Raw genomic sequence first — 20,096 nt, 5'->3', positions numbered from 1 at the left:
GTTGTGTCTGCGAATTGTCTTCCTAAGACCGCTTGGCCTCCGACTTGGCGCGGCCGGCGGGCGGCGGGCGCGGCGGGCGGGGCGGCCGCCGCGGTGGCCGTGGCCGCCGTCGCGTTCGCGGGGCTCCCCCACCGGGGCGACGGCGGCACTCCCCCGCAGGAGCGGAACAGGCAGTGGCTGCGGGCGGGGTCCGACGTCCCCGCCCGCTACCGCGACCTGGTCGTCCAGGCCGGGACGTGGTGCGAGCTGCGCGGGCTGAGCCCGGCGCTGATCGCGGCGATGCTGAAGGCGGAGAGCGGCTACGATCCGCACCTGTCCGACCCGGCGCACGACGAGTACGGCATCGCCCGGTGGACGCCGCACGTGCTGGCGTTCTGGCAGCCCGGCGGCCTCGACAACCCCGAGCCGAGGCCCGCCCAGATCACCCCGGAGCTGTCGATCCCCGCGATGGGCCGGTTCCTGTGCTACTGGGGGAAGGACCTCAAGAACGTGCCGGGCGACCCGGCCCTGAACCTGGCCGCCGCCTACCGCACCTCCGCCACGACGGTCGTGAAGTCGGGCGGCGTCCCGGCACGGGTCCGGCCGTACGCCGAGAAGGTGCGCTGGTACCTGAACGACTACCGGCCGCGCTGACGACGACCCGCCGCGCCGGGCGGCGGCCGCCGGTCAGCCGGCTCCGTAGACGGGTTCGGGGGCGGGGGCCTTCGCCAGGAGGTCCGTGACGACGTCGCCGACCTCCGCCGGGTCCCACCTCGCGCCCTTGTCCGCGGCGGGGCCGTGGCGGAAGGCGTCCATCACGCAGATCCTGCCGCCCTCGGCCTCGAACACCCGCCCGGTGACGTCCCGCGACTGCGCGGAGCCGAGCCAGACCACGAGCGGCGAGACGTTCTCCGGCGCCATGGCGTCGAACTCGCCCTCGGCGGGGGCAGCCATCGTCTGCGCGAAGACCTCCTCGGTCATCCGGGTGCGGGCGGCGGGCGCGATCGCGTTGACCGTCACGCCGTAGCGGGCGAGCTCGGCGGAGGCCACGAGGGTCAGCCCGACGATGCCCGCCTTGGCGGCGGAGTAGTTGCCCTGGCCGACGCTGCCGAGCAGCCCGGCGCCGGAGGAGGTGTTGACGACGCGCGCGTCCACGGCGCGGCCGGCCTTGCTCTCGGTCCGCCAGTACCGCCCGGCGTGCTTGAGCGGCAGGAAGTGGCCCTTGAGGTGCACGCGCATGACGGCGTCCCACTCGTCCTCGCCGAGGTTGACCAGCATCCGGTCGCGCAGGAACCCGGCGTTGTTGACGAGGGTGTCCAGCCGCCCGAACGCGCCGGTCGCCGCGGCGACCAGCGCGGCGGCGCCCTCGTCGGTGGCGATGTCGTCGGTGCTGGCGACCGCCCGCCCGCCGAGCGCCTCGATCTCCCGCACGACGTCGTGGGCGGGGCCCTCGGAGGCGTCGCCGGTGCCGTCGCGCGCGACGCCGAGGTCGTTGACGACGACGAGGGCGCCCTGCCGGGCGAACTCCAGCGCGTGCGCGCGGCCGAGGCCGCGTCCGGCGCCGGTGACGGCGACCACCCGGTCCTTGCAGATCATCGCGTTTCCTCCTTGTTGACGGTGGCGGCGTCCAGGAAGGCGGGGCGCTCTCCCCCGCCGTGCACCTGCATCGACGAGCCGGTCACGTAGGACGCCAGGTCGGACGCCAGGAACACGCAGGCGGCGCCGATGTCGTAGGGGTCGGCGAGGCGGCCCAGCGGGACGGTCGCCGCCACCGCGGCGACGCCGTCCTCGTCCCCGTAGTGCAGGTGCGCCAGCTCGGTGCGGACCATCCCGAGGACCAGCGTGTTGACGCGGATGTGCGGCGCCCACTCGACGGCCAGGGACTGGGTGAGGTTGTGCAGCCCCGCCTTGGCGGCGCCGTAGGCGGCGGTGCCCGGCGAGGGGCGCACCCCGCTGACGCTGCCGATGTTGATCACCGAGCCGCCCCCGGCCTCCATGATCCGCGGGCGCAGCGCGCGGGCCGTGATCAGCGGGGCCGTCAGGTTCAGCTCCATGATCTTGACGTGGGTGCGCAGGGAGCCGTCGGCCACCGGCAGGTACGGGGCGCCGCCCGCGTTGTTGACGAGCACGTCCACGCGGTCGAGGCCGTCCGCGAAGGCCTGCACGGCGTCGGGGTCGCGCACGTCCAGCGAGACGAACCGCGCGGCCCGCCCTCCGGCCTCGGGCACCGCCTCCGGCTCGCGGCGGGCGACCGCGACCACGTCGGCTCCGGCCTCCAGGAAGGCGCGGCTGATCCCGGCGCCCACCCCGCGGACGCCGCCCGTCACCACGACGGTCCTGCCCTCCAGGTCGAGTGTCAGTGACATGCCGCCTCCGGTTCCGAGTACCCCGCGCCCTCCGGCTCCGATGACATTCCGCCTCCTCCGGACGGCTCTGCTACCGTCTGTTCTAACAAATGTTTGGTGGAAAGGTAGCGCATGGGAGTCTCCACCACGACCCTGGACGGGGTCGCCGAGATCGTCGTGGACGCGCCGCCGGTCAACGCCCTGACCGTCGCGGGCTGGTACGAGCTGGCCGACGCGGTGCTCGCGGCGGGCCGCGACCCCGGGGTCGGCGCTGTCGTGCTCCGCGCCGAGGGCCGGGGCTTCAACGCGGGCGTCGACATCAAGGAGATGCAGAGCACCGAGGGCCACGCCGCGCTGGTCGGCGCCAACCGCGGCTGCTTCGCGGCGTTCGCGGCCGTCTACGACTGCGAGGTCCCGGTCGTGGCCGCGGTGCACGGCTTCTGCCTCGGCGGCGGCGTCGGCCTGGCGGGCAACGCCGACATCGTGATCGCCTCGCGGGACGCCTACTTCGGGCTGCCCGAGGTCGACCGGGGCGCGCTCGGCGCCGCCACCCACCTCGCCCGGCTCGTCCCGCAGCACCTGATGCGGGCGATGGTCTACACGTGCCGCAACGTCACGGCCGAGGAGCTGCACCACCACGGCTCGGTGCTGGAGGTCGTCCCGGCCGGGGAGCTGCGCGCCAAGGCGATGGAGGTCGCCGCCGGCATCGCCGCGAAGGACCGGTACGTGATCCGGCGCGCCAAGGAGTCGCTCAACGGCATCGACCCGGTCGACGTCAGGCGCAGCTACCGCTACGAGCAGGGGTTCACGTTCGAGCTGAACCTGGTCGGCGCGGGCGACGAGCACCGCGACGCCTTCGTCGCCAAGGGGGGCCGATGAGTTCCAAGGTGATGTCCGTCGAGGAGATCGCGGGGTCGCTGGCGAGCGGCATGACGATCGGGATCGGCGGCTGGGGCTCGCGGCGCAAGCCGATGGCGCTGGTGCGGGCGATCCTGCGCTCCCCCGTCACCGACCTCACCGTCGTCGCCTACGGCGGGCCGGACGTGGGGCTGCTGTGCGCGGCGGGCAAGGTCCGCAGGCTCGTCACCGCGTTCGTGACGATGGACTCGATCCCGCTGGAGCCGCATTTCCGGCAGGCGCGCCAGTCCGGGGCCATCGAGCTGACCGAGTACGACGAGGGCATGTTCATGTTCGGGCTGTACGCGGCGGCGCACCGGCTGCCGTTCCTGCCCACCCCGGTCGGCCTCGGCTCCGACGTGATGAGGGTCAACCCGGAACTGCGGACGGTCCGGTCGCCCTACGAGGACGGGCAGGAGCTCGTCGCCGTCCCCGCCCTGCGGATGGACGCGGCGCTGGTGCACATGAACCGCGCCGACGCGCGCGGCAACGCCCAGTACCTCGGCCCCGACCCGTACATGGACGACCTGTTCGCCAAGGCGGCCGACCGGACGTACGTGTCGTGCGAGCGGCTCGTCGACACCGCCGACTTCGCCAAGGAGGGGCCGGTGCAGTCGCTGCTGATCAGCCGGTCGCAGGTGGCGGGCGTGGTGGAGACCCCGAACGGCGCGCACTTCACCGACTGCCCGCCCGACTTCGGGCGGGACGAGGCGTTCCAGAAGCTGTACGCGCAGTCGGCGGCCGATCCCGACCGGTGGGCGGCCTTCAGCGAGCGGTTCCTTTCCGGCGACGAGGCCGCCTACCAGGACGCGGTCCGGGTCTGGCGGGAGGAGGCGCGATGAGCGATGCGACGAGGGCCGAGGTGTGCGCGGCCGCGTGCGCGGACCTGTTCCGGGGCGACGGGGAGATCGTCGCGGCCGCGGTGGCCGGGTTCGTCCCGATGCTGGGGTCCCGGCTGGCGCGCGCGACGTTCGCGCCCGACCTCCTGACCACCGACGGCGGGCCGTCGCTGAGCGCCGAGCCCGTCCCGCTCGGCGCGCAGGCCGGGACGGTCGAGGGCTGGCTGCCCTTCCGCGACCACCTGTGGCTCGTCCTGAACGGGCGGCGGCACGTGGTGATGGGGCCGAGCCAGATCGACGCGCACGGCAACACCAACATCTCGTGCATCGGCGACTGGAAGCAGCCCTCGCGGCAGCTCCTCGGCGTGCGCGGCGGGCCGGGGAACACGCTGCTGAACACGACGAGCTACTGGGTGCCGAAGCACTCGGCGCGCGTGTTCACCGAGAAGGTCGACATGGTGAGCGGCGTCGGCTGGGACCGGGGCGCGCACGAGATCCGCGCCGTGGTGACCAACCTGGCCGTGCTCGACTTCGAGACCCCCGAGAGGCGGATGCGGCTGCGCTCGGTCCACCCCGGCGTGGGCGTCGAGGACGTGGTCGCGGCCACCGGCTTCGAGCTCGCCGTCCCGGACGAGGTGCCCGACACGCGGCTGCCGGACGCCGAGGAACTGCGGATCATGCGCGAGGTCCTCGACCCCAAGGGACTGCGCGAGCGGGAGGTCCCGGCATGAGCGAAGCGAACCGGGGGGTCGTCTCCTCGCAAGGAGCAGGCGTGAGCGGGGCGGGCGCCGGGCAGGTGCTCGACACTCCGCTGACCCGGCTGGCGGGTGTGCGGCACCCGGTCGTCCAGACGGGCATGGGATGGGTGGCCGGGCCGCGGCTCGTCACGGCCGTGGCGAACGCGGGCGGGCTCGGCGTGCTGGCGTCGGCGACGATGACGCTCGACCAGCTCGCGGACGCGATCCACGAGGTCAAGGAGCGCACGGACGCCCCGTTCGGGGTCAACCTGCGGGCCGACGCCGGGGACGCGGGCGACCGCATCGACCTGCTCATCAAGGAGGGCGTGAAGGTCGCCTCCTTCGCGCTCGCGCCCAGGCGGGAGCTGATCGCCAAGCTCAAGGACGCCGGGCTCGTGGTGATCCCGTCGGTCGGCGCGCGGCGGCACGCGGAGAAGGTCGCGGGCTGGGGGGCCGACGCCGTCCTGGTGCAGGGCGGAGAGGGCGGCGGGCACACCGGCCCCGTCGCCACCACGCTGCTGCTCCCCCAGGTCGTGGACGCCGTCGACATCCCGGTGATCGCGGCCGGCGGCTTCTTCGACGGGCGCGGCCTCGCCGCCGCGCTCGCCTACGGCGCCGCGGGCGTCGCGATGGGCACCCGGTTCCTGCTGACGTCCGACAGCTCGGTTCCGGACGCGGTCAAGCAGGTCTACCTCCGGACCGGCGAGACCGTGGTGACGCGCCAGGTGGACGGCATGCCGCACCGCGTGCTGCGCAGCGGCCTGGTCGACGCGCTGGAGGACTCCGGCCGCGTCGGCGGGCTCGTCCGGGCGCTGCGCAACGGCGGCCGGTTCAAGAAGCTGTCCGGCATGTCGTGGCGGGAGATGATCGCCGACGGGAAGGCGATGAAGCACGGCAAGGACCTGTCGTGGTCGCAGATCCTGATGGCCGCCAACACGCCCATGCTGTTGAAGGCCGCCATGGTGGACGGCCGGCCCGACCTCGGCGTGATGGCGTCGGGGCAGGTCGTCGGCGTGATCGACGACCTGCCGGACTGCGCCGACCTGATCGGCTCCATCGTGCGGCAGGCGGCCGAGGCCATCGCCGCGCAGCGCTCGTACCTGGCGGGCGACGGGGCCCGCAACGGTTAGGACGGGCCTTCGCCCAGGCCGCGCAGCACGGCCGCCAGGCCCCCGCGGAACTCCTCGTCGGGGCCGATCCGGCGGCCGTGCCGCGCGGTCCGCGACAGGTGGGGGAACGCGTCGGCGGGCAGCCCGGCGAGCACGGCGGTCCCCTCCCCCTCCAGCCCGCCCAGGTGCTCCAGCTGGATCGCGCCGACGATGTAGGCGATCAGCGCGCGGAGCGCGATCGCCGCGCGCGGGCCGGCGAAGCCCGCGTCGGCGAGGATTCCGGCGACCGTCTCGCCCCAGCAGAGCGATCCCGCCGATTCGTGCCTGCGGGTGAGCGTCAGCGGCATGATCGCGGCGTGGGCGCCGAACGCGTCCCGCAGCCGCAGGGCCATCGTCTCGATCCGCGCCTCCCACGGCCCGGCGGGCGGCGGCGCGGCGTCGACCTCGGCGTAGACCAGGTCGACGACCAGCCCTTCCAGTTCCTCGCGGTCGCGCACGTACCGGTAGAGCGCCATGGTGCTCATTCCGAGCTCCTCGGCGACGGCGCGCATGGAGAGCCCGGCGAGGCCGTCCCGGTCGATGACGGCGAGCGCGGCTCGCGCGAGCCGCTCGGTGTTGAGGGAGCGTGGTCGAGGCATGGCGCTTGACAGCGTATGACATACGCTTACTCTCGTAGGCGTACGCCATACTCCTAAAAGGACCGCCCATGCATCTGGCACCCGGTTCCCATGTCCCCGCGCGGGAGCTGACCCCGGTCTCCGGGCCGCAGGTTCCCGTCCCCGACCCCGGCCGCCTCGTCCACCTGCAGTTCCGCCGGTTCGCCGGCTGCCCGATCTGCAACCTGCACCTGCGCTCGATCGCGCTGCGGCACGGCGAGATCGAGGCCGCCGGGATCAGCGAGGTCGTGGTCTTCCACTCCACCGCGGAGGAACTGCGCGAGTACGTCGGCGACCTGCCGTTCCCCGTGGTCGGCGACCCGGCGAAGCGGCTGTACGCCGAGTTCGGCGTCGAGTCGGCGCGGCGCGCGCTGCTCGCCCCGCGCGTGTGGGGGACGGTCCTCCGCGCCGTCGTCCGCGGCACCTGGGACGTCCTGCGGCGGCGCGAGCGCGCTCCCAGGCTGCTGCCCGACGGCGGCCGCTTCGGCCTGCCCGCCGACTTCCTGATCGGCTCCGACGGCAGGCTCGTCGCGGCCAAGTACGGCGAGCACGCCTACGACCAGTGGACGGTCGACGAACTGCTGGCCCTGGCCGCCCAGGCCCCGTCCCCCGGCCGGAACGCGGCGCGATGACCGCCCGCAGGCCGGGGGACGACTCCTGAAGGTCAGCCCTTGACCGCCAGGACGAGCTTGCCGGTCGTGGCGCCCGACTCGATGCGCTCGTGCGCTTCGGTGGCCTGCTCCAGGGGCAGTTCCTCGACCTGGACCCGCAGGTCGCCGGACGCGGCGGCGGCGACCGCGCGGCGCAGGGCGCGTCCGGCGTCGGCCGGCGCGACGCCCGCGAACGCCGCGAGGTTGAACCCGGACACCGTCTTGTTGGCGAACCACAGCTCGTTCGCCGACATGCCCACGTCGTCGGCGCCGGACGCGTTGCCCATCACGACCATCCGGCCCATCGGGGCGAGGGCGTCCAGGCTCGCGCGGCGGGCGGGGCCGCCCACCATGTCCACGACGATGTCGAACCCGCGCCCGCCGGTGAGGCCCGCGACCTCGCCCGGCAGCGCGTCGCGCAGGACGACGTCGTCGTAGCCGAACCCGCGCGCGGTCTCGATCTTGGCGGGGCCGCCGACCGTGCCGGCCACCCGGCCCGCGCCGAGCAGCCGGGCGGCCTGGCCGAGCTGGCTGCCGACGCCCCCGGCGGCCGCGTGCACCAGCACGGTCTCGCCCGGCTCGATGCGCGCGACCCGGTCCAGGACGAGGAAGGCGGTGGCCCCGTTGGACGGGACGGCCGCCGCGACGTCCAGCCCGAGGTCGAGGCCGTCGAGCGGCGCGACGAGGTCGGCGGAGGTGACCGCGACCTCGGCGTAGCCGCCGCTGTCCACGATCGTCAGCGCGGCGACGGGCTGGCCCCTGCGCAACCCCTCCACGTCCGGCCCGACCGCCCGGACGTGCCCGGACACCTCGATGCCGGGGACGAACGGCAGCGGCACGTCCACGACGCCCCGCCGGTAGAGGATCTCGGCGAAGTTCGCGCCCGCGTACGCCACGTCGATGGACACCTGCCCCGGCCCGGGCTCGGGGACGGGCACCTCGGCCTGGCGCAGCACGTCCGCGCCGCCGAACTCGGGAATCGTGACGGCCCGCATCAGTAACGCCCCCCGACGGCCGCGGGGACGCCGTCCAGCTCCGCGAGGTCGGCCTCGGTGAGGTCCAGGCCGGCGGCGCCGGCGTTGTCGCGCAGGTACTTCGGCTTCTTGGTGCCGGGGATCGGGATGACGTGCTCGCCCTGCGCCAGCGTCCAGGCGATGGCGACCTGGGCCGGCGTGGCGCCGTGCCGCGCGGCGACCGCCTTGACCACCTCGACGATGCGCAGGTTGGCCTTCAGCGCCTCCTCCTGGAAGCGCGGGTTGCCGCCGCGGAAGTCGGTGTCCTCGAAATCGGCCGCGGTGACCGTCCCGGTGAGGAAGCCGCGGCCGAGCGGCGAGAACGGCACGAACACCGCGCCGTTGGCGGCGCACCAGCCGACCACGTCGCCCGGCCCGTCCCCCGTCCCGGAGGCGTCGCCCGGCAGGGTGCCGGCCATCCCCCCGGGCGCCCCCATGGCGTCGCGGGTCCACAGCGACAACTCCGACTGGACGGCGGCGACCGGGTGGATCGCGTGCGCCTCGGCGGCCTGCGCGACGCTGACCTCCGACAGGCCCAGCCTGCGGACCTTGCCCTCGGCGACCAGTTCGGCCATCGCGCCCCACGTGTCGGCGAGGGGCACCCGCGGGTCGACCCGGTGCAGGTAGTAAAGGTCGATCACGTCCGTCCCGAGGCGGCGCAGGCTGTCCTCGGCGGACGCCTTGACGTGCTCCGGCGTTCCGTTCCGGACGAGTTCCCGGGTGGCCGGCGACTCCACGACCAGGCCCGTCTTGGTGGCGACGACCGCCTCGTCCCGGCGCCCCGCCAGCGCCCGCCCGACGAGGGCCTCGTTGTGGCCGTCGCCGTAGGGCTGCGCGGTGTCCAGGAACGTCACGCCGAGGTCGAGCGCCTCCCGGATCAGCGCCACCGAGGCGTCGTCGTCACGCTCGGACTCGCTGTAGGCCCAGCTCATGCCCATGCACCCGAGGCCGACCGCGCCCACCGGGGTGCCCGCGAAGTCCCGCGTCCTCATGATGTCTCCTTCGTTCCTCATGAGGACGATCGTGCTGGACAGACCGGAAGGCAACCAGACTCCGCTCATCCTGGGTGTGGGACCACCACCCTGGGCGGGGCAGGTCAGCCCGCGGCGGCGAGCTCGCGGCGCGCCATCAGCCGTTCGAGGCGCTCCTGCGTGCCGGTGCCGGGGCGCGGGTTGTGCAGCACCAGGTGGTGGCCCGGACGGTCGGCGAGCGGCAGCAGCGTGCCCTCGAAGACCAGCTCCCCCGCGTCCGGGTGCCTGATGCCCTTGACCGCCTGGGCGCCCGCGCTCACCTCGTGGCGGGGCCACAGCTCGGCGAACTCGGGGCTGACCGCCAGCAGGTCCTCGACGATCCGCTCGAACTCGGGGTCGTCGGGGTAGCGGGCGGCGTCGGCGCGGAACCGCGCCACGACGTCGGGCGCGGCGGCGGCCCAGTGGGTGTGCATCGACCGGTACCGGACGTTGGTGAAGTAGGTGACCAGGCAGTTGTGGTCGGTGTCGCCGTACCCGAACACCTCGCGGGCCGCGTCGTTGATCGCGACGAAGTTCCAGTGGCGGTCGCGGACGTAGGCGGGGCGCGGGGACCAGGCGTCCAGCACCCGCCGCAGCTCGGGCGTGATCGGCACGGCGGGGCCCGCCTCCGCCCGGGGCGGGTTCAGCCCCGCGAGCAGGTACAGGTGCTCGCGCTCGGCGCCGTCCAGCCGCAGGGCCCGCCCGATCGCGTCGAGGACGTCCCCGGACACCTTGATGTCGCGGCCCTGCTCCAGCCACGTGTACCAGGACACCCCGACCCCCGCGAGGACGGCGACCTCCTCGCGGCGCAGGCCCGGCGTCCTGCGCCGTCCCCCGTCGGGCATGCCGACGTCGCCGGGGGCGAGGCGGGCGCGGCGGGTGCGCAGGAAGTCGCGCAGTTCCTCCCTGCGGCGACCGGGGGCTGAGGCGGGGGTCTGACTGGCCATGCCGCCACGATATCCGCCGGCCTTCGGGGCGTCGCCGTCGGAGACCGGCGCCGGCGCGGAGGTCAGGCGACCGCGCCGGCGGAGCGCAGGGCCTCGATGGCGGCGTCGTCGCGTCCCAGCTCGCGCAGCACGGCGTCGGTGTGCTCGCCGAGCGCCGGGATCGGGTCCATGCGCGGCTCGGCGTCGGCGAACGTGATCGGCGGGAGCAGGGCCCGGATGCCGCCGACCGGCGAGCCCACCTCCCGCCACCGGTCCCGCTCGGCGAGCTGCGGGTGGGCGACGAGTCCGTGCCCGTCGTTCAGGGACGCGTTCGGCACTCCCGCCTCGTCGAGCCGCCGCAGCAGTTCCTCCCGTCCCATGCGGGACGTGACGCCCGCGACCAGCGCGTCCACCCTCTCCCGGTTGCGGACCCTTGCCCGATTCGTCGCGTATTTGGGGTCCGTCACGAGGTCGGGCCGCTCCAGCACGCCGGCGGCCAGCGCCGCCCAGCCGCGGTCGTTCTGGACGCCGATCACCACGTCCGCGCCGTCGGACGTCGGGTAGGCGTCGTACGGGGCGATCACGGGGTGGCTCAGCCGCGTGCGCGGCGGCGGGGAGCCGGTGTAGAGCGTCGTGTACATCGCCTGCCCCATCCACTCGGCGACCGCGTCGAACATCGTGATCTCGATGGACGCGCCCGCACCGGTCGCGCCGCGCCGCACGAGCGCGGCGAGCGTCCCGGAGAAGGCGTACATCCCGGCCGCGATGTCGGCCAGCGGCGAGCCCGCCTTGACGGGCGTCTCCGGCGTGCCGGTGACCGAGATCAGCCCCGCCTCGGCCTGGACCAGCATGTCGTAGGCGCGCTTGTCCCGGTACGGCCCCCGCGAGCCGTAGCCCGACATCTCGACCACGATCAGCCGGGGGTCGCGGGCGCGCAGCTCCTCGGCGCCGAACCCGAGCCGGGCGGCCGCGCCGGGCGCCAGGTTCTGCAGGAACACGTCGGCGCGCGCGACCAGGTCGGCGAGCACCGCGCGGCCCTCCTCGCGCTTGAGATCGAGCGCGACCGACTCCTTCGACCGGTTGAGCCACGCGAAGTGCGTGCCGAGCCCGCCGCGCACGCCCGTGTCGTAGGCGCGGGCGAAGTCGCCGCCGTCGACGCGCTCCACCTTGATGACGCGGGCGCCCTGGTCGGCCAGCTGCCGCGTGGCGAACGGCGCCGCGACCGCCTGCTCCAGGGCGACGACGGTGATCCCCGCGAGCGGCGGCCCGGCGGCCGCACCGGTCACCGCTCCTCCAGCAGCCGGCGGCCGATGACCATCTTCTGGATGTCGGCGGTGCCCTCGCCGATCAGCAGCATCGGGGCCTCCCGGTACAGGCGCTCGATCTCGTACTCCCTGGAGTAGGCGTAACCGCCGTGGATGCGGAACGCGTCCTCCACGACCTCCTTGCAGTACTCGCTGGCCAGGTACTTGGCCATCCCGGCCTCCAGGTCGTTGCGCTCGCCGGAGTCCTTGCGGCGCGCCGCCATCACCATCATCTGGTGCGCCGCCTCGACCTTGGTGGCCATCTCCGCCAGGCGGAACAGGACGGCCTGGTGCTCGGCGATCGGCTTTCCGAACGTCTCGCGCCGCCGCGCGTAGGCCAGGGCGAGCTCGTAGGCGCGGCGGGCCACGCCGCAGCCGCGCGCCGCCACGTTGACGCGGCCGACCTCGACGCCGTCCATCATCTGGTAGAAGCCGCGTCCGGGCGTCCCGCCCAGGACCTGCGCGGACGGGATCCGGTAGGAGTCGAAGAGCAGCTCGGTGGTGTCGACGCCCTTGTACCCCATCTTGTCGATCTTGCCGGGGACGGTGAGGCCGGGCGCGACCTCGCCGAAGCCGGGCTCCTTGTCGACCAGGAACGCGGTCATGCCGCGGTGGCCGGCGGCGGGGTCGGTCTTGACCAGCGTCGCCACCAGGTTCGCCGAACCGCCGTTGGTCAGCCACATCTTCTGTCCGTCGATCACGTAGTCGTCCCCGTCCGGGACGGCGCGGGTCCTGATGGCCGAGACGTCCGACCCGCAGCCCGGCTCCGACATCGAGAACGCGCCCCGGATCTCGCCGGTCGCCATCCTCGGCAGGTAGTGCGCCCTCTGCTCGGCGGTGCCGTGCTGGGCGATCATCCACGCGACGATGAAGTGGGTGTTGACGATGCCCGACACGCTCATCCAGCCGCGCGACAGCTCCTCCACCACCAGCGCGTAGGTCAGCAGCGACTCCCCGAGCCCGCCGTGCTCCTCGGCGATGGTCAGGCCGAAGAGCCCGAGGTCCCGCATCCCGTCCACGATCGCCTGCGGGTAGGCGTCGGCGTGCTCCAGCCCGGTCGCGACCGGGAGGATCTCCTTGTCGACGAACGCCCGGACGGTCGCGATGATCTCCCGCTGCTCGTCCGTGAGCCCGTGGGTCTGCTGCAGCCTGCTCACGTCCCGGTCCTCCCTAGTGGCCCTCGAAGCGCGGCGGGCGGCGCTCGGCGAACGCGGCCCGGCCCTCGGTGAAGTCGGCGCTGGCGAACAGCGCGGTCTGCTCCTCCCGCTCCGCGTCCAGCAGGCGGTCCAGACTCTGGCCGGTCCGGGCGAGGAGGCGCTTGGCCGCGGCGACCGACAGCGGGGCGAGCGCGGCGGCCTCGGCGGCGCGTTCCAGCGCGGCGTCCAGGGCCGCGCCGGGCGGCGCCAGGGAGTCGGCCAGTCCGATCTCGTAGGCGCGCGGCGCGGGCACGGTCTGGCCGAACACCAGCATCTGCTTGGCGCGGCCCATGCCGACGCGCTGCGGGAGGGTCCAGAGCAGGCCGCCGTCCGCGACGAGGCCGACCTTGCCGAACGCGGCGACGAACCGGGCGTCCTCGGCGGCGACCACGTGGTCGCACACGGCGGCGAGGGACACGCCGAGCCCGGCGGCGGCGCCCTCGACCGCGGCGATGAACGGCGTCCCGCAGGTCGCGATGAGCCGGACGGTCTCGTGCACGGGGTCGAGCCGCGCCCGGACGGCGTCCGGTCCGGCGCCCGCCATCGAGCGGACGTCGCCGCCCGCCGAGAACGTCCCCGCCGCGCCGGTCAGCACCACGGCCCGGACGCCGGGGTCGTCCGCGGCGCGCCGCACCTCGTCCGCGAGCCGCTCGCGCATCGGGATGTCGATCGCGTTGCGGGCCTCGGGCCGGTTCAGCGTCAGCACCCGCGTCGCGCCGTGGTCGGCGGTGGCGACCACGGCGCCGCGCGCCGGTTCGGAGTCCCGGTCGTCCATCAACCCTCCTGGAAATTTTTTATACGATATGCGAGCCGGGAAGCCGGGGAAAGGGTCCCGGTGGATCAGCCGGGCTGCTCGTTCCAGAAGCCCTGCGCCTCCAGGTGCACCACGAGCAGCGTCCCCGCATGCCGGATGTGGGCGCGCATCGCCTGCCGCGCCGCGTCGGCGTCCCCGGCTCGCAGCGCGGCCAGCACGAGGTGGTGGTCGTCGACCGACGCCTGCGTCCAGCCCTCGATGCTGGAGTAGAAGCGGCGCGGGGCGTACCGCACCACGAGCTGGAGCAGCCAGGACGTCTTGGGCGAGCCCGCGCACAGGTTGACGATCCGGTGGAACTGGTGGTTGGCGCGCTCGATGGCCGCGGAGTCGCGGGCCTTGGACGCCTCCTCCAGGAGCGCCTGCGTGCGGTCGAGCGACTCCAGCTCCGCCTCGGTGATCCTTCCGGCGGCGCGGGCGGCCAGCTCGCCGGCGAAGTACGCCTGCGCCTCGAACAGGTCCTGGACGTCCTGGCGGGTGAGCGGCGCCGGCATGAATCCGCGGCGCGGCTCCAGCGTGACGAAGCCCTCGCCGCGCAGCGACAGCAGGGCCTCCCGGACGGGGGTCACGCTGATCCCGAGGTCCTCGGCGATGCGCTCGAGGCGGAGGAACTCCCCGTGCCTGACCTGGCCCGACATGATGAGTTCGCGGACGTAGGCGGCCACCTCGTCGCTCAGCTGGCGGCGCCGGCCGAGGGCCCGGTCACCGGAAAGTGCCACTCTCATCGTCTCCCGTGCGCCTGGTGGTGGGTTCACATTATGGACGGGCGGCGGCCCGCCCTCCCGTTGACAGCCGGTATTTTCCTATCAAATATATGAAACACAGAACCGGAGTGGGGTGGAGCCGTGTTCACGCTCAGCGACGAGGAGCGCGCCATCGTCGAGGTCGTCGCGGACTTCGTCGACAAGGAGGTCCGCCCGGTCGCCCGCGACCTGGAGCACGCGGGAACCTACCCCGCCCACCTCATCGACCGCATGAAGCGGCTCGGCGTCTTCGGACTCGCCGTGCCCGCACCGTACGGCGACGCCAGCGTCTCCAAGGCCTGCTACGCGCTCGTCACCGAGGAGCTGGCGCGCGGCTGGATGACGCTCGCGGGCGCGTTCGGCGGGCACACGGTCGTCTCCCACCTGCTCGCCGTGTACGGCACCGAGGAGCAGAAGGCCCGCTACCTGCCCCGGATGGCGACCGGCGAGCTGCGCGCCACCATGGCGCTCACCGAGCCGTCCGGCGGCTCCGACCTCCAGGCCATGGGCACGACCGCGCGCAGGGACGGCGACCGGTACCGCGTCGACGGCGCCAAGATGTGGATCACCAACGCGCGCACGTCCGGTCTCATCGCGCTGATGTGCAAGACCGACCCGGCCGCCTCGCCCCGGCACCGCGGCATCAGCATCCTGCTGGTCGAGAAGGGCCCCGGCCTGACCGTCTCCCGCGACCTGCCGAAACTCGGCTACAAGGGCGTGGAGAGCTGCGAGCTGTCCTTCGACGGCTACGAGGCGCCGCTCGACGCCGTCCTCGGCGGCGAGGAGGGGCGCGGTTTCGCCCAGATGATGCGCGGCCTCGAAGTCGGCCGCATCCAGGTCGCGGCGCGCGCCCTCGGCGTCGGGCGCGCCGCCCTGGAGGACTCCCTGCGCTACGCCCAGCAGCGCGAGGCCTTCGGCAAGCCGATCTGGCAGCACCAGTCGATCGGCAACTACCTCGCCGACATGGCCACCCAGCTGCGGGCGGCCCGGCTGCTCACCCTCGACGCCGCCGAACGCCTGGACGCGGGCGAGCGCTGCGACATGGAGGCGGGCATGGCCAAGCTGTACGCCTCGGAGGCGGCGATGCAGATCGCGCTCAACGCGGTCCGCATCCACGGCGCGGCCGGCTACTCCACCGAGTTCGACGTCGAGCGCTACTTCCGGGACGCCCCGCTCATGATCGTCGGCGAGGGGACCAACGAGATCCAGCGCAACGTGATCGTCCGGCAGCTCGTCGAGCGGCACCGGGCGTAAAGCTGCACCGGGCTTAGGGCGGCGCCGAGCCTAGGGCGCCGCGGCCGGGTCCTCCCCCGCGCGGATCCAGTCGAACGTGCGCTCAACCGCGCGCTTCCAGTTGTCGTACTCGGCCGCCCTCCAGGCGGGCTCCATCGCCGGGACCCAGCGGGCGGCGCGGTGCCAGTTGCGGCGCAGCCCCTCCAGCCCCGCCCAGTACCCGACCGCGAGGCCGGCGGCGTAGGCGGCGCCGAGCGACACCGTCTCCACCACCATCGGCCGGGCGACCGGCACATTCAGCACGTCGGCGACCATCTGCATGACCAGGTTGTCCGAGGTCATGCCGCCGTCGGCCTTCAGCTCCTTCAGCGAGAGGCCGGAGTCGGCGTTCATCGCGTCCACGACCTCGCGGGTCTGCCAGGCCGTCGCCTCCAGCACGGCCCGCGCCAGGTGGCCCTTGGTGATGTAGGAGGTCAGGCCGACGATGATGCCCCGTGCCTCGCTGCGCCAGTGCGGGGCGAACAGCCCGGAGAAGGCCGGGACGATGTAGCAGCCGCCGTTGTCCCCGACGGTGCGGGCCAGCGTCTCGATCTCCGGCGCCGTGCTGATCAGCCCGAGGCCGTCCCGGAACCACTGGACCAGCGCCCCGGTGATCGCGATCGAGCCCTCCAGCGCGTACACCGCGGGCTCGTCACCGATCTTGTAGCCGACGGTGGTGAGCAGCCCGTTGTCCGACCTCACCGGCGTGGTGCCGGTGTTCATCAGCAGGAACGCGCCCGTCCCGTAGGTGCACTTGGTCTCGCCCGGCGAGAAGCACGCCTGCCCGAACAGCGCGGCCTGCTGGTCGCCGAGGGCGGCGCCGACGCGCACGCCGGGGAACACGCGGCGGGCCGTCCCGTAGGTCTCGGTGGACGACCGGATCTCCGGCAGCATCGCCTTCGGCACCCCGAAGAAGTCGAGCAGGCCGTCGTCCCAGGACAGGGTGTGCAGGTCCATCAGCAGCGTGCGGCTGGCGTTGGTCACGTCGGTCACGTGGACGCCGCCGTCGACGCCGCCGCTGAGGTTCCAGATCAACCAGCTCTCCATCGTGCCGAACAGGACCTCGCCGCGCTCGGCGCGCTCCCGCAGGCCCGGCGTGTGGTCCAGCATCCAGCGCACGCGCGGGGCCGAGAAGTAGGTGGCCAGCGGCAGCCCGCTGCGCTCGGTGACCATCGCGGCGCCGGGGGCGCGGGCCAGCTCGTCCACGAGGGGGCCGGTCCGCATGTCCTGCCAGACGATGGCGCGGCCGATCGGGACGCCGGTCAGCCGGTCCCACAGGACGGTCGTCTCCCGCTGGTTCGCGATCCCGACCGCCGCGACCTGGTTGGGCGTCGCGCCGGCCTGGGCGAGCGCCTCCGGGGCGATGCGCTCAAGATTGCGCCAGATCTCCATCGGGTCGTGCTCGACCCAGCCGGGCTTCGGGAAGTGCTGCCGGTGCTCGCGCTGCGCCACCGACACCAGGCGGCCGCCGTGGTCGAACAGGATGCACCGGGTGGACGTGGTGCCCTGGTCGATCGACATCACGTACCGTTCGGTCACGGTCGGCCCCCTCCCCCAGGACGCGCCTCCCCGCGCCGCCGCGGCGGCGTCGGGACGGACGGCGAGACGGACGGCGGGGCGTCACCAGCGCGAGCCGCCGAGGTCACGGGAGACGGCGCGGGCGGCGTCGCGCACGTAGGCCACGAGCCTCGGGTCGGGGACGCGGCGGGAGTCGCAGATCCGCTCGACCGCGCCGGAGATGCCGATGGCCCCGACGACGAGCCCGCCGTGCCCGCGGATCGGGGCCGCGATCCCGGCCTCGCCGATGGACAGCTCCTCGGCCTCGGCGGCCCAGCCGTTCTCCCGGACGCGGGAGGCGGCCCGTGCGAGCTCCTTGGGGTCGGTGACGGTGCGCCGGCAGTAGGACTCGAGGACGGTGTCGCGGATGGACGCCGCCGCGTTGGCGTCGTGCGCGAGCAGTGCCTTGCCGAGCGCGGTGGCGTGCAGCGGCAGCAGCGAGCCGACGTCCATGGCCTGGAGGGTGTCGTCCGGGCGGAACACGTGGTGGACGACCAGGACCTTCCCGTCCAGCAGCGTCCCGATCCGGACGGCCTCGCCGGTGCGCGAGGCGAGCGCGTCGGCCCAGTTGATGGCCCGGGACCGCAGCTCGTTGACGTCCAGGTAGCTGGTGCCGAGGTGCAGCAGCGCGGCGCCGAGCTGGTACTTGCCCGTTCCGCCGTCCTGCTCGACGAAGCCGACGCGCTCCAGGGTGCGCAGGATGCCGTGCGCGGTGCCCCGGGCCAGGCCCAGCGAACTGGCGATCTCGCCGACCCCGAGCCGTCCCGAGCTCGCCGCCAGCAGGCGCAGGATCGCGGCCGCCCGCTCGATCGACTGCACAGGTCCGGGCATGGAGCCGATGGTAGGTCCACCGGCGACATGCCGACAATGTCGGCAGCCGCCGCGATCATCGTCCGATGCGTCCTGAACTGCCCGGATTGTGTGATCTGGTGCACAGGGTGGAGGGTAACCGCCGCCGCGCCGGGACGAAAGTGTTCGACATTGTCGGCAGGCTCCCGTTGTCAGGCGTTCCGTCCCGGCTTACCGTCCAGCCAGCCTCACGGGGCTCGCGTCCACCCCACCTCCCGAGGAGTACCCATGGCGGAACGCACCCGAATCCCCGCACTGGCCGGCGAGCTCGCCGCCGAGTTCGCCGGCACCCTGATCCTCATCCTGTTCGGCGTCGGCGTCGTCGCCCAGGTCGCCGGAGCCGAGATCGGCGACCACGACAGCATCGCCTGGGCCTGGGGCCTCGGCGTCACGCTCGGCGTGTACGTCGCGGCCAGGATCAGCGGCGCCCACCTCAACCCCGCCGTCACCGTCGCCCTGGCCGTCTTCAAGGAGTTCTCCTGGCGCAAGACGGCGCCCTACATCGCCGCGCAGACCGCGGGGGCGTTCGTCGCGGCGCTGATCGTCCGCTGGAACTACAGCGAGGTGCTGGCCAAGGTCGACCCCGGCCACACCATCAAGACCCAGGGCGTGTTCTCAACCCTGCCGGGCAACGGCACGCTGCCGGTCGGCACCTGGGGCGCGTTCCGGGACCAGGTGATCGGCACCGCCATCCTGCTCTTCGTGATCAAGGCGCTCACCGACGTGCGCAACTCCCCGCCGCTGGCGAACCTGGGCCCGTTCATGATCGGCCTGCTGGTCGTCGCGATCGGCATGGCATGGGGCACCGACGCCGGCTACGCGATCAACCCGGCCCGCGACTTCGGCCCCCGGCTCGCCTCGTTCCTCACCGGCTACGGCACCGCCTGGCGGGACCAGAACGGCGACCTGTACTTCTGGGTGCCGATCATCGGCCCGCTCATCGGCGGCGTGCTCGGCGTCGGGCTCTACAAGGTCCTGATCGGACGGTTCCTGCCCCCCGCCGAGGAGGACCCGCAGGGGCTCACGAAGCCCGAGCCCGAGCCCGAGGCGGCGTGAACCGCCCCGTCCCGTCCACCACGACTCCAGGAGAACGCGCGCATGGCTGACTTCGTCGGGGCCCTCGACCAGGGCACGACCAGCACCCGATTCATGATCTTCGACCACGGCGGCAACGAGATCGCCCGCCACCAGCTCGAACACGAGCAGATCCTGCCCCGGGCCGGCTGGGTCGAGCACGATCCCACCGAGATCTGGGAGCGGACGCGCTCGGTCATCCAGTCCGCCCTGAACAAGGCGAACCTGTCGCACGGCGACCTGGCCGCGTTCGGGATCACCAACCAGCGCGAGACGACCGTGGTGTGGAACCGGCGCACCGGCCGCCCCTACTACAACGCGATCGTCTGGCAGGACACCCGCACCGACCGCATCGCCGCGGCCCTGGAGCGGGACGGCAAGGGCGACCTCATCCGCCGGAAGGCCGGCCTCCCCCCGGCCACGTACTTCTCCGGCGGGAAAATCCAGTGGATCCTGGAGAACGTCGACGGCGTCCGCGAGGCCGCCGAGAAGGGCGACGCGATCTTCGGTACGACCGACTCGTGGGTGCTGTGGAACCTCACCGGCGGGACGGACGGCGGCGTGCACGTCACCGACCCCACCAACGCCAGCCGCACCATGCTCATGGACCTGGAGACCCTCTCCTGGGACGACGAGCTTCTGGCGCTGTTCGGGATCCCGCGCTCCATGCTGCCGGAGATCAAGCCGTCCTCGGCGCCCGACGCCTACGGCACGACCCGCGCGAACGGCCCGCTCGGCGGCGAGGTGCCCCTGACCGCAGCGCTCGGCGACCAGCAGGCGGCGACGGTGGGGCAGGTGTGCTTCGCCCCCGGTGAGGCCAAGAACACCTACGGCACCGGCAACTTCCTCCTGCTCAACACGGGAGAGGAGCTCGTCCGGTCGAAGAACGGGCTCCTGACGACCGTCTGCTACCAGTTCGGATCCGAGAAGCCGGTGTACGCGCTGGAGGGTTCGATCGCGGTGACGGGGTCGGCGGTGCAGTGGCTGCGCGACCAGCTCGGGATCATCTCCGGCGCCGCGCAGAGCGAGTCGCTGGCCCGGCAGGTCGACGACAACGGCGGCGTCTACTTCGTCCCGGCCTTCTCCGGCCTGTTCGCCCCCTACTGGAGATCCGACGCCCGCGGCGCCA

At 73.5% G+C, this 20,096-nt stretch carries 20 protein-coding genes; 8 read left to right on the top strand and 12 right to left on the bottom strand.

Translation table 11 applies throughout. From position 1 onward, the window contains the following. Window positions 1-666: 666 nt before the first annotated feature. Together ABD944_RS41085 and ABD944_RS41080 are read right to left on the bottom strand one after the other, a co-directional pair. A complete protein-coding gene (locus ABD944_RS41085) occupies window positions 667-1,575 on the bottom strand; it encodes an SDR family oxidoreductase (protein ID WP_345187404.1) in 909 nt (302 codons plus the stop codon). Beyond that, window positions 1,572-2,345 (bottom strand): SDR family oxidoreductase, encoded by a 774-nt coding sequence (locus ABD944_RS41080; RefSeq protein WP_345187402.1) that lies wholly within the window; start codon window positions 2,343-2,345, stop codon window positions 1,572-1,574. The genes ABD944_RS41085 and ABD944_RS41080 overlap by 4 nt, the downstream gene beginning before the upstream one ends. 111 nt (window positions 2,346-2,456) lie before the next feature. Here ABD944_RS41080 and ABD944_RS41075 point away from each other — a divergent pair, with 111 nt between their 5' ends. Genes ABD944_RS41075 through ABD944_RS41060 form a run of 4 tightly spaced genes read left to right on the top strand, consistent with a single transcriptional unit; the run spans window position 2,457 to window position 5,927 of the window. Beyond that, the gene (locus ABD944_RS41075) at window positions 2,457-3,203 is read left to right on the top strand and encodes an enoyl-CoA hydratase family protein (protein WP_345187400.1); all 747 of its coding nucleotides are present in this window, start codon (window positions 2,457-2,459) and stop codon (window positions 3,201-3,203) included. After that, entirely contained in the window at window positions 3,200-4,063 is an 864-nt protein-coding gene (locus ABD944_RS41070) for a CoA transferase subunit A (protein WP_345187398.1), read from the top strand. Before ABD944_RS41075 ends, ABD944_RS41070 begins: the two co-directional genes overlap by 4 nt. After that, window positions 4,060-4,791: a CoA-transferase subunit beta gene (locus tag ABD944_RS41065; protein ID WP_345187395.1), complete on the top strand. Its 732-nt coding sequence runs from the start codon at window positions 4,060-4,062 to the stop codon at window positions 4,789-4,791. Before ABD944_RS41070 ends, ABD944_RS41065 begins: the two co-directional genes overlap by 4 nt. Window positions 4,792-4,832: 41 nt before the next feature. After that, the gene (locus tag ABD944_RS41060; RefSeq protein WP_345187393.1) at window positions 4,833-5,927 is read left to right on the top strand and encodes an NAD(P)H-dependent flavin oxidoreductase; all 1,095 of its coding nucleotides are present in this window, start codon (window positions 4,833-4,835) and stop codon (window positions 5,925-5,927) included. Here the strand turns inward: ABD944_RS41060 and ABD944_RS41055 are convergent. After that, window positions 5,924-6,544 carry a TetR/AcrR family transcriptional regulator gene (locus tag ABD944_RS41055; protein WP_345187390.1) on the bottom strand — a complete coding sequence of 207 codons (621 nt, stop codon included), beginning with the start codon at window positions 6,542-6,544 and terminating at the stop codon, window positions 5,924-5,926. The genes ABD944_RS41060 and ABD944_RS41055 overlap by 4 nt on opposite strands. 68 nt (window positions 6,545-6,612) lie before the next feature. On the opposite strand from ABD944_RS41055, the gene ABD944_RS41050 reads away from it, so the two are divergent. Next, window positions 6,613-7,194 carry a peroxiredoxin-like family protein gene (locus tag ABD944_RS41050; RefSeq protein WP_345187388.1) on the top strand — a complete coding sequence of 194 codons (582 nt, stop codon included), beginning with the start codon at window positions 6,613-6,615 and terminating at the stop codon, window positions 7,192-7,194. Window positions 7,195-7,226: 32 nt separating this feature from the next. Here ABD944_RS41050 and ABD944_RS41045 read toward each other — a convergent pair whose 3' ends face one another. The 7 genes from ABD944_RS41045 to ABD944_RS41015 all read right to left on the bottom strand — a co-directional run bounded on the left by ABD944_RS41045 (window position 7,227) and on the right by ABD944_RS41015 (window position 14,197). Beyond that, a complete protein-coding gene (locus ABD944_RS41045; protein ID WP_345187385.1) occupies window positions 7,227-8,207 on the bottom strand; it encodes a quinone oxidoreductase family protein in 981 nt (326 codons plus the stop codon). Then, a complete protein-coding gene (locus ABD944_RS41040; protein ID WP_345187383.1) occupies window positions 8,207-9,217 on the bottom strand; it encodes an aldo/keto reductase in 1,011 nt (336 codons plus the stop codon). Before ABD944_RS41040 ends, ABD944_RS41045 begins: the two co-directional genes overlap by 1 nt. A gap of 104 nt (window positions 9,218-9,321) precedes the next feature. After that, window positions 9,322-10,182, bottom strand: a complete 861-nt coding sequence (locus ABD944_RS41035; RefSeq protein WP_345187381.1) for a helix-turn-helix transcriptional regulator — start codon at window positions 10,180-10,182, stop codon at window positions 9,322-9,324. Between the two features lie 62 nt (window positions 10,183-10,244). Then, window positions 10,245-11,447, bottom strand: coding sequence for a CaiB/BaiF CoA transferase family protein (locus tag ABD944_RS41030; RefSeq protein WP_345187379.1), 1,203 nt, complete (start codon window positions 11,445-11,447; stop codon window positions 10,245-10,247). Then, a complete protein-coding gene (locus tag ABD944_RS41025; protein ID WP_345187376.1) occupies window positions 11,444-12,622 on the bottom strand; it encodes an acyl-CoA dehydrogenase family protein in 1,179 nt (392 codons plus the stop codon). Before ABD944_RS41025 ends, ABD944_RS41030 begins: the two co-directional genes overlap by 4 nt. Window positions 12,623-12,635: 13 nt before the next feature. Continuing rightward, window positions 12,636-13,436, bottom strand: a complete 801-nt coding sequence (locus ABD944_RS41020) for an enoyl-CoA hydratase/isomerase family protein (protein ID WP_345187374.1) — start codon at window positions 13,434-13,436, stop codon at window positions 12,636-12,638. A 65-nt stretch (window positions 13,437-13,501) separates the two neighbouring features. Next, window positions 13,502-14,197, bottom strand: coding sequence for a GntR family transcriptional regulator (locus ABD944_RS41015; protein WP_378191221.1), 696 nt, complete (start codon window positions 14,195-14,197; stop codon window positions 13,502-13,504). Window positions 14,198-14,317: 120 nt separating this feature from the next. Between ABD944_RS41015 and ABD944_RS41010 the strand changes: the two genes are divergently transcribed. Beyond that, entirely contained in the window at window positions 14,318-15,469 is a 1,152-nt protein-coding gene (locus ABD944_RS41010) for an acyl-CoA dehydrogenase family protein (protein ID WP_345187368.1), read from the top strand. A 30-nt stretch (window positions 15,470-15,499) separates the two neighbouring features. Here the strand turns inward: ABD944_RS41010 and glpK (ABD944_RS41005) are convergent, their stop codons facing one another. Next, window positions 15,500-17,026, bottom strand: a complete 1,527-nt coding sequence (gene glpK, locus ABD944_RS41005; protein ID WP_345187365.1) for a glycerol kinase GlpK — start codon at window positions 17,024-17,026, stop codon at window positions 15,500-15,502. 81 nt (window positions 17,027-17,107) lie between these two features. After that, the gene (locus ABD944_RS41000) at window positions 17,108-17,875 is read right to left on the bottom strand and encodes an IclR family transcriptional regulator (protein ID WP_345187363.1); all 768 of its coding nucleotides are present in this window, start codon (window positions 17,873-17,875) and stop codon (window positions 17,108-17,110) included. Between the two features lie 246 nt (window positions 17,876-18,121). Between ABD944_RS41000 and ABD944_RS40995 the strand changes: the two genes are divergently transcribed. Next, entirely contained in the window at window positions 18,122-18,949 is an 828-nt protein-coding gene (locus tag ABD944_RS40995; protein WP_345187361.1) for an MIP/aquaporin family protein, read from the top strand. Between the two features lie 42 nt (window positions 18,950-18,991). Then, on the top strand, window positions 18,992-20,096 hold a 1,105-nt coding region (glpK, locus tag ABD944_RS40990; RefSeq protein WP_345187358.1), incomplete at its 3' end, for a glycerol kinase GlpK.

The organism is Actinomadura verrucosospora, assembly GCF_039540335.1.
GTDB lineage: Bacteria > Actinomycetota > Actinomycetes > Streptosporangiales > Streptosporangiaceae > Spirillospora > Spirillospora verrucosospora.
Note: the sequence above shows the minus strand (reverse complement) of the source record. Positions and strands in the feature narration are given on the sequence as shown.

Excerpts from the sequence above, each read along its gene's own strand:
- ABD944_RS41085 (WP_345187404.1), bottom strand. The coding sequence starts at position 1,575 with ATGATCTGCAAGGACCGGGTGGTCGCCGTCACCGGCGCCGGACGCGGC.
- ABD944_RS41080 (WP_345187402.1), bottom strand. The coding sequence starts at position 2,345 with ATGTCACTGACACTCGACCTGGAGGGCAGGACCGTCGTGGTGACGGGC.
- ABD944_RS41075 (WP_345187400.1), top strand. The coding sequence starts at position 2,457 with ATGGGAGTCTCCACCACGACCCTGGACGGGGTCGCCGAGATCGTCGTG.
- ABD944_RS41070 (WP_345187398.1), top strand. The coding sequence starts at position 3,200 with ATGAGTTCCAAGGTGATGTCCGTCGAGGAGATCGCGGGGTCGCTGGCG.
- ABD944_RS41065 (WP_345187395.1), top strand. The coding sequence starts at position 4,060 with ATGAGCGATGCGACGAGGGCCGAGGTGTGCGCGGCCGCGTGCGCGGAC.
- ABD944_RS41055 (WP_345187390.1), bottom strand. The coding sequence starts at position 6,544 with ATGCCTCGACCACGCTCCCTCAACACCGAGCGGCTCGCGCGAGCCGCG.
- ABD944_RS41050 (WP_345187388.1), top strand. The coding sequence starts at position 6,613 with ATGCATCTGGCACCCGGTTCCCATGTCCCCGCGCGGGAGCTGACCCCG.
- ABD944_RS41045 (WP_345187385.1), bottom strand. The coding sequence starts at position 8,207 with ATGCGGGCCGTCACGATTCCCGAGTTCGGCGGCGCGGACGTGCTGCGC.
- ABD944_RS41040 (WP_345187383.1), bottom strand. The coding sequence starts at position 9,217 with ATGAGGACGCGGGACTTCGCGGGCACCCCGGTGGGCGCGGTCGGCCTC.
- ABD944_RS41035 (WP_345187381.1), bottom strand. The coding sequence starts at position 10,182 with ATGGCCAGTCAGACCCCCGCCTCAGCCCCCGGTCGCCGCAGGGAGGAA.
- ABD944_RS41020 (WP_345187374.1), bottom strand. The coding sequence starts at position 13,436 with ATGGACGACCGGGACTCCGAACCGGCGCGCGGCGCCGTGGTCGCCACC.
- ABD944_RS41015 (WP_378191221.1), bottom strand. The coding sequence starts at position 14,197 with ATGAGAGTGGCACTTTCCGGTGACCGGGCCCTCGGCCGGCGCCGCCAG.
- ABD944_RS41000 (WP_345187363.1), bottom strand. The coding sequence starts at position 17,875 with ATGCCCGGACCTGTGCAGTCGATCGAGCGGGCGGCCGCGATCCTGCGC.
- ABD944_RS40995 (WP_345187361.1), top strand. The coding sequence starts at position 18,122 with ATGGCGGAACGCACCCGAATCCCCGCACTGGCCGGCGAGCTCGCCGCC.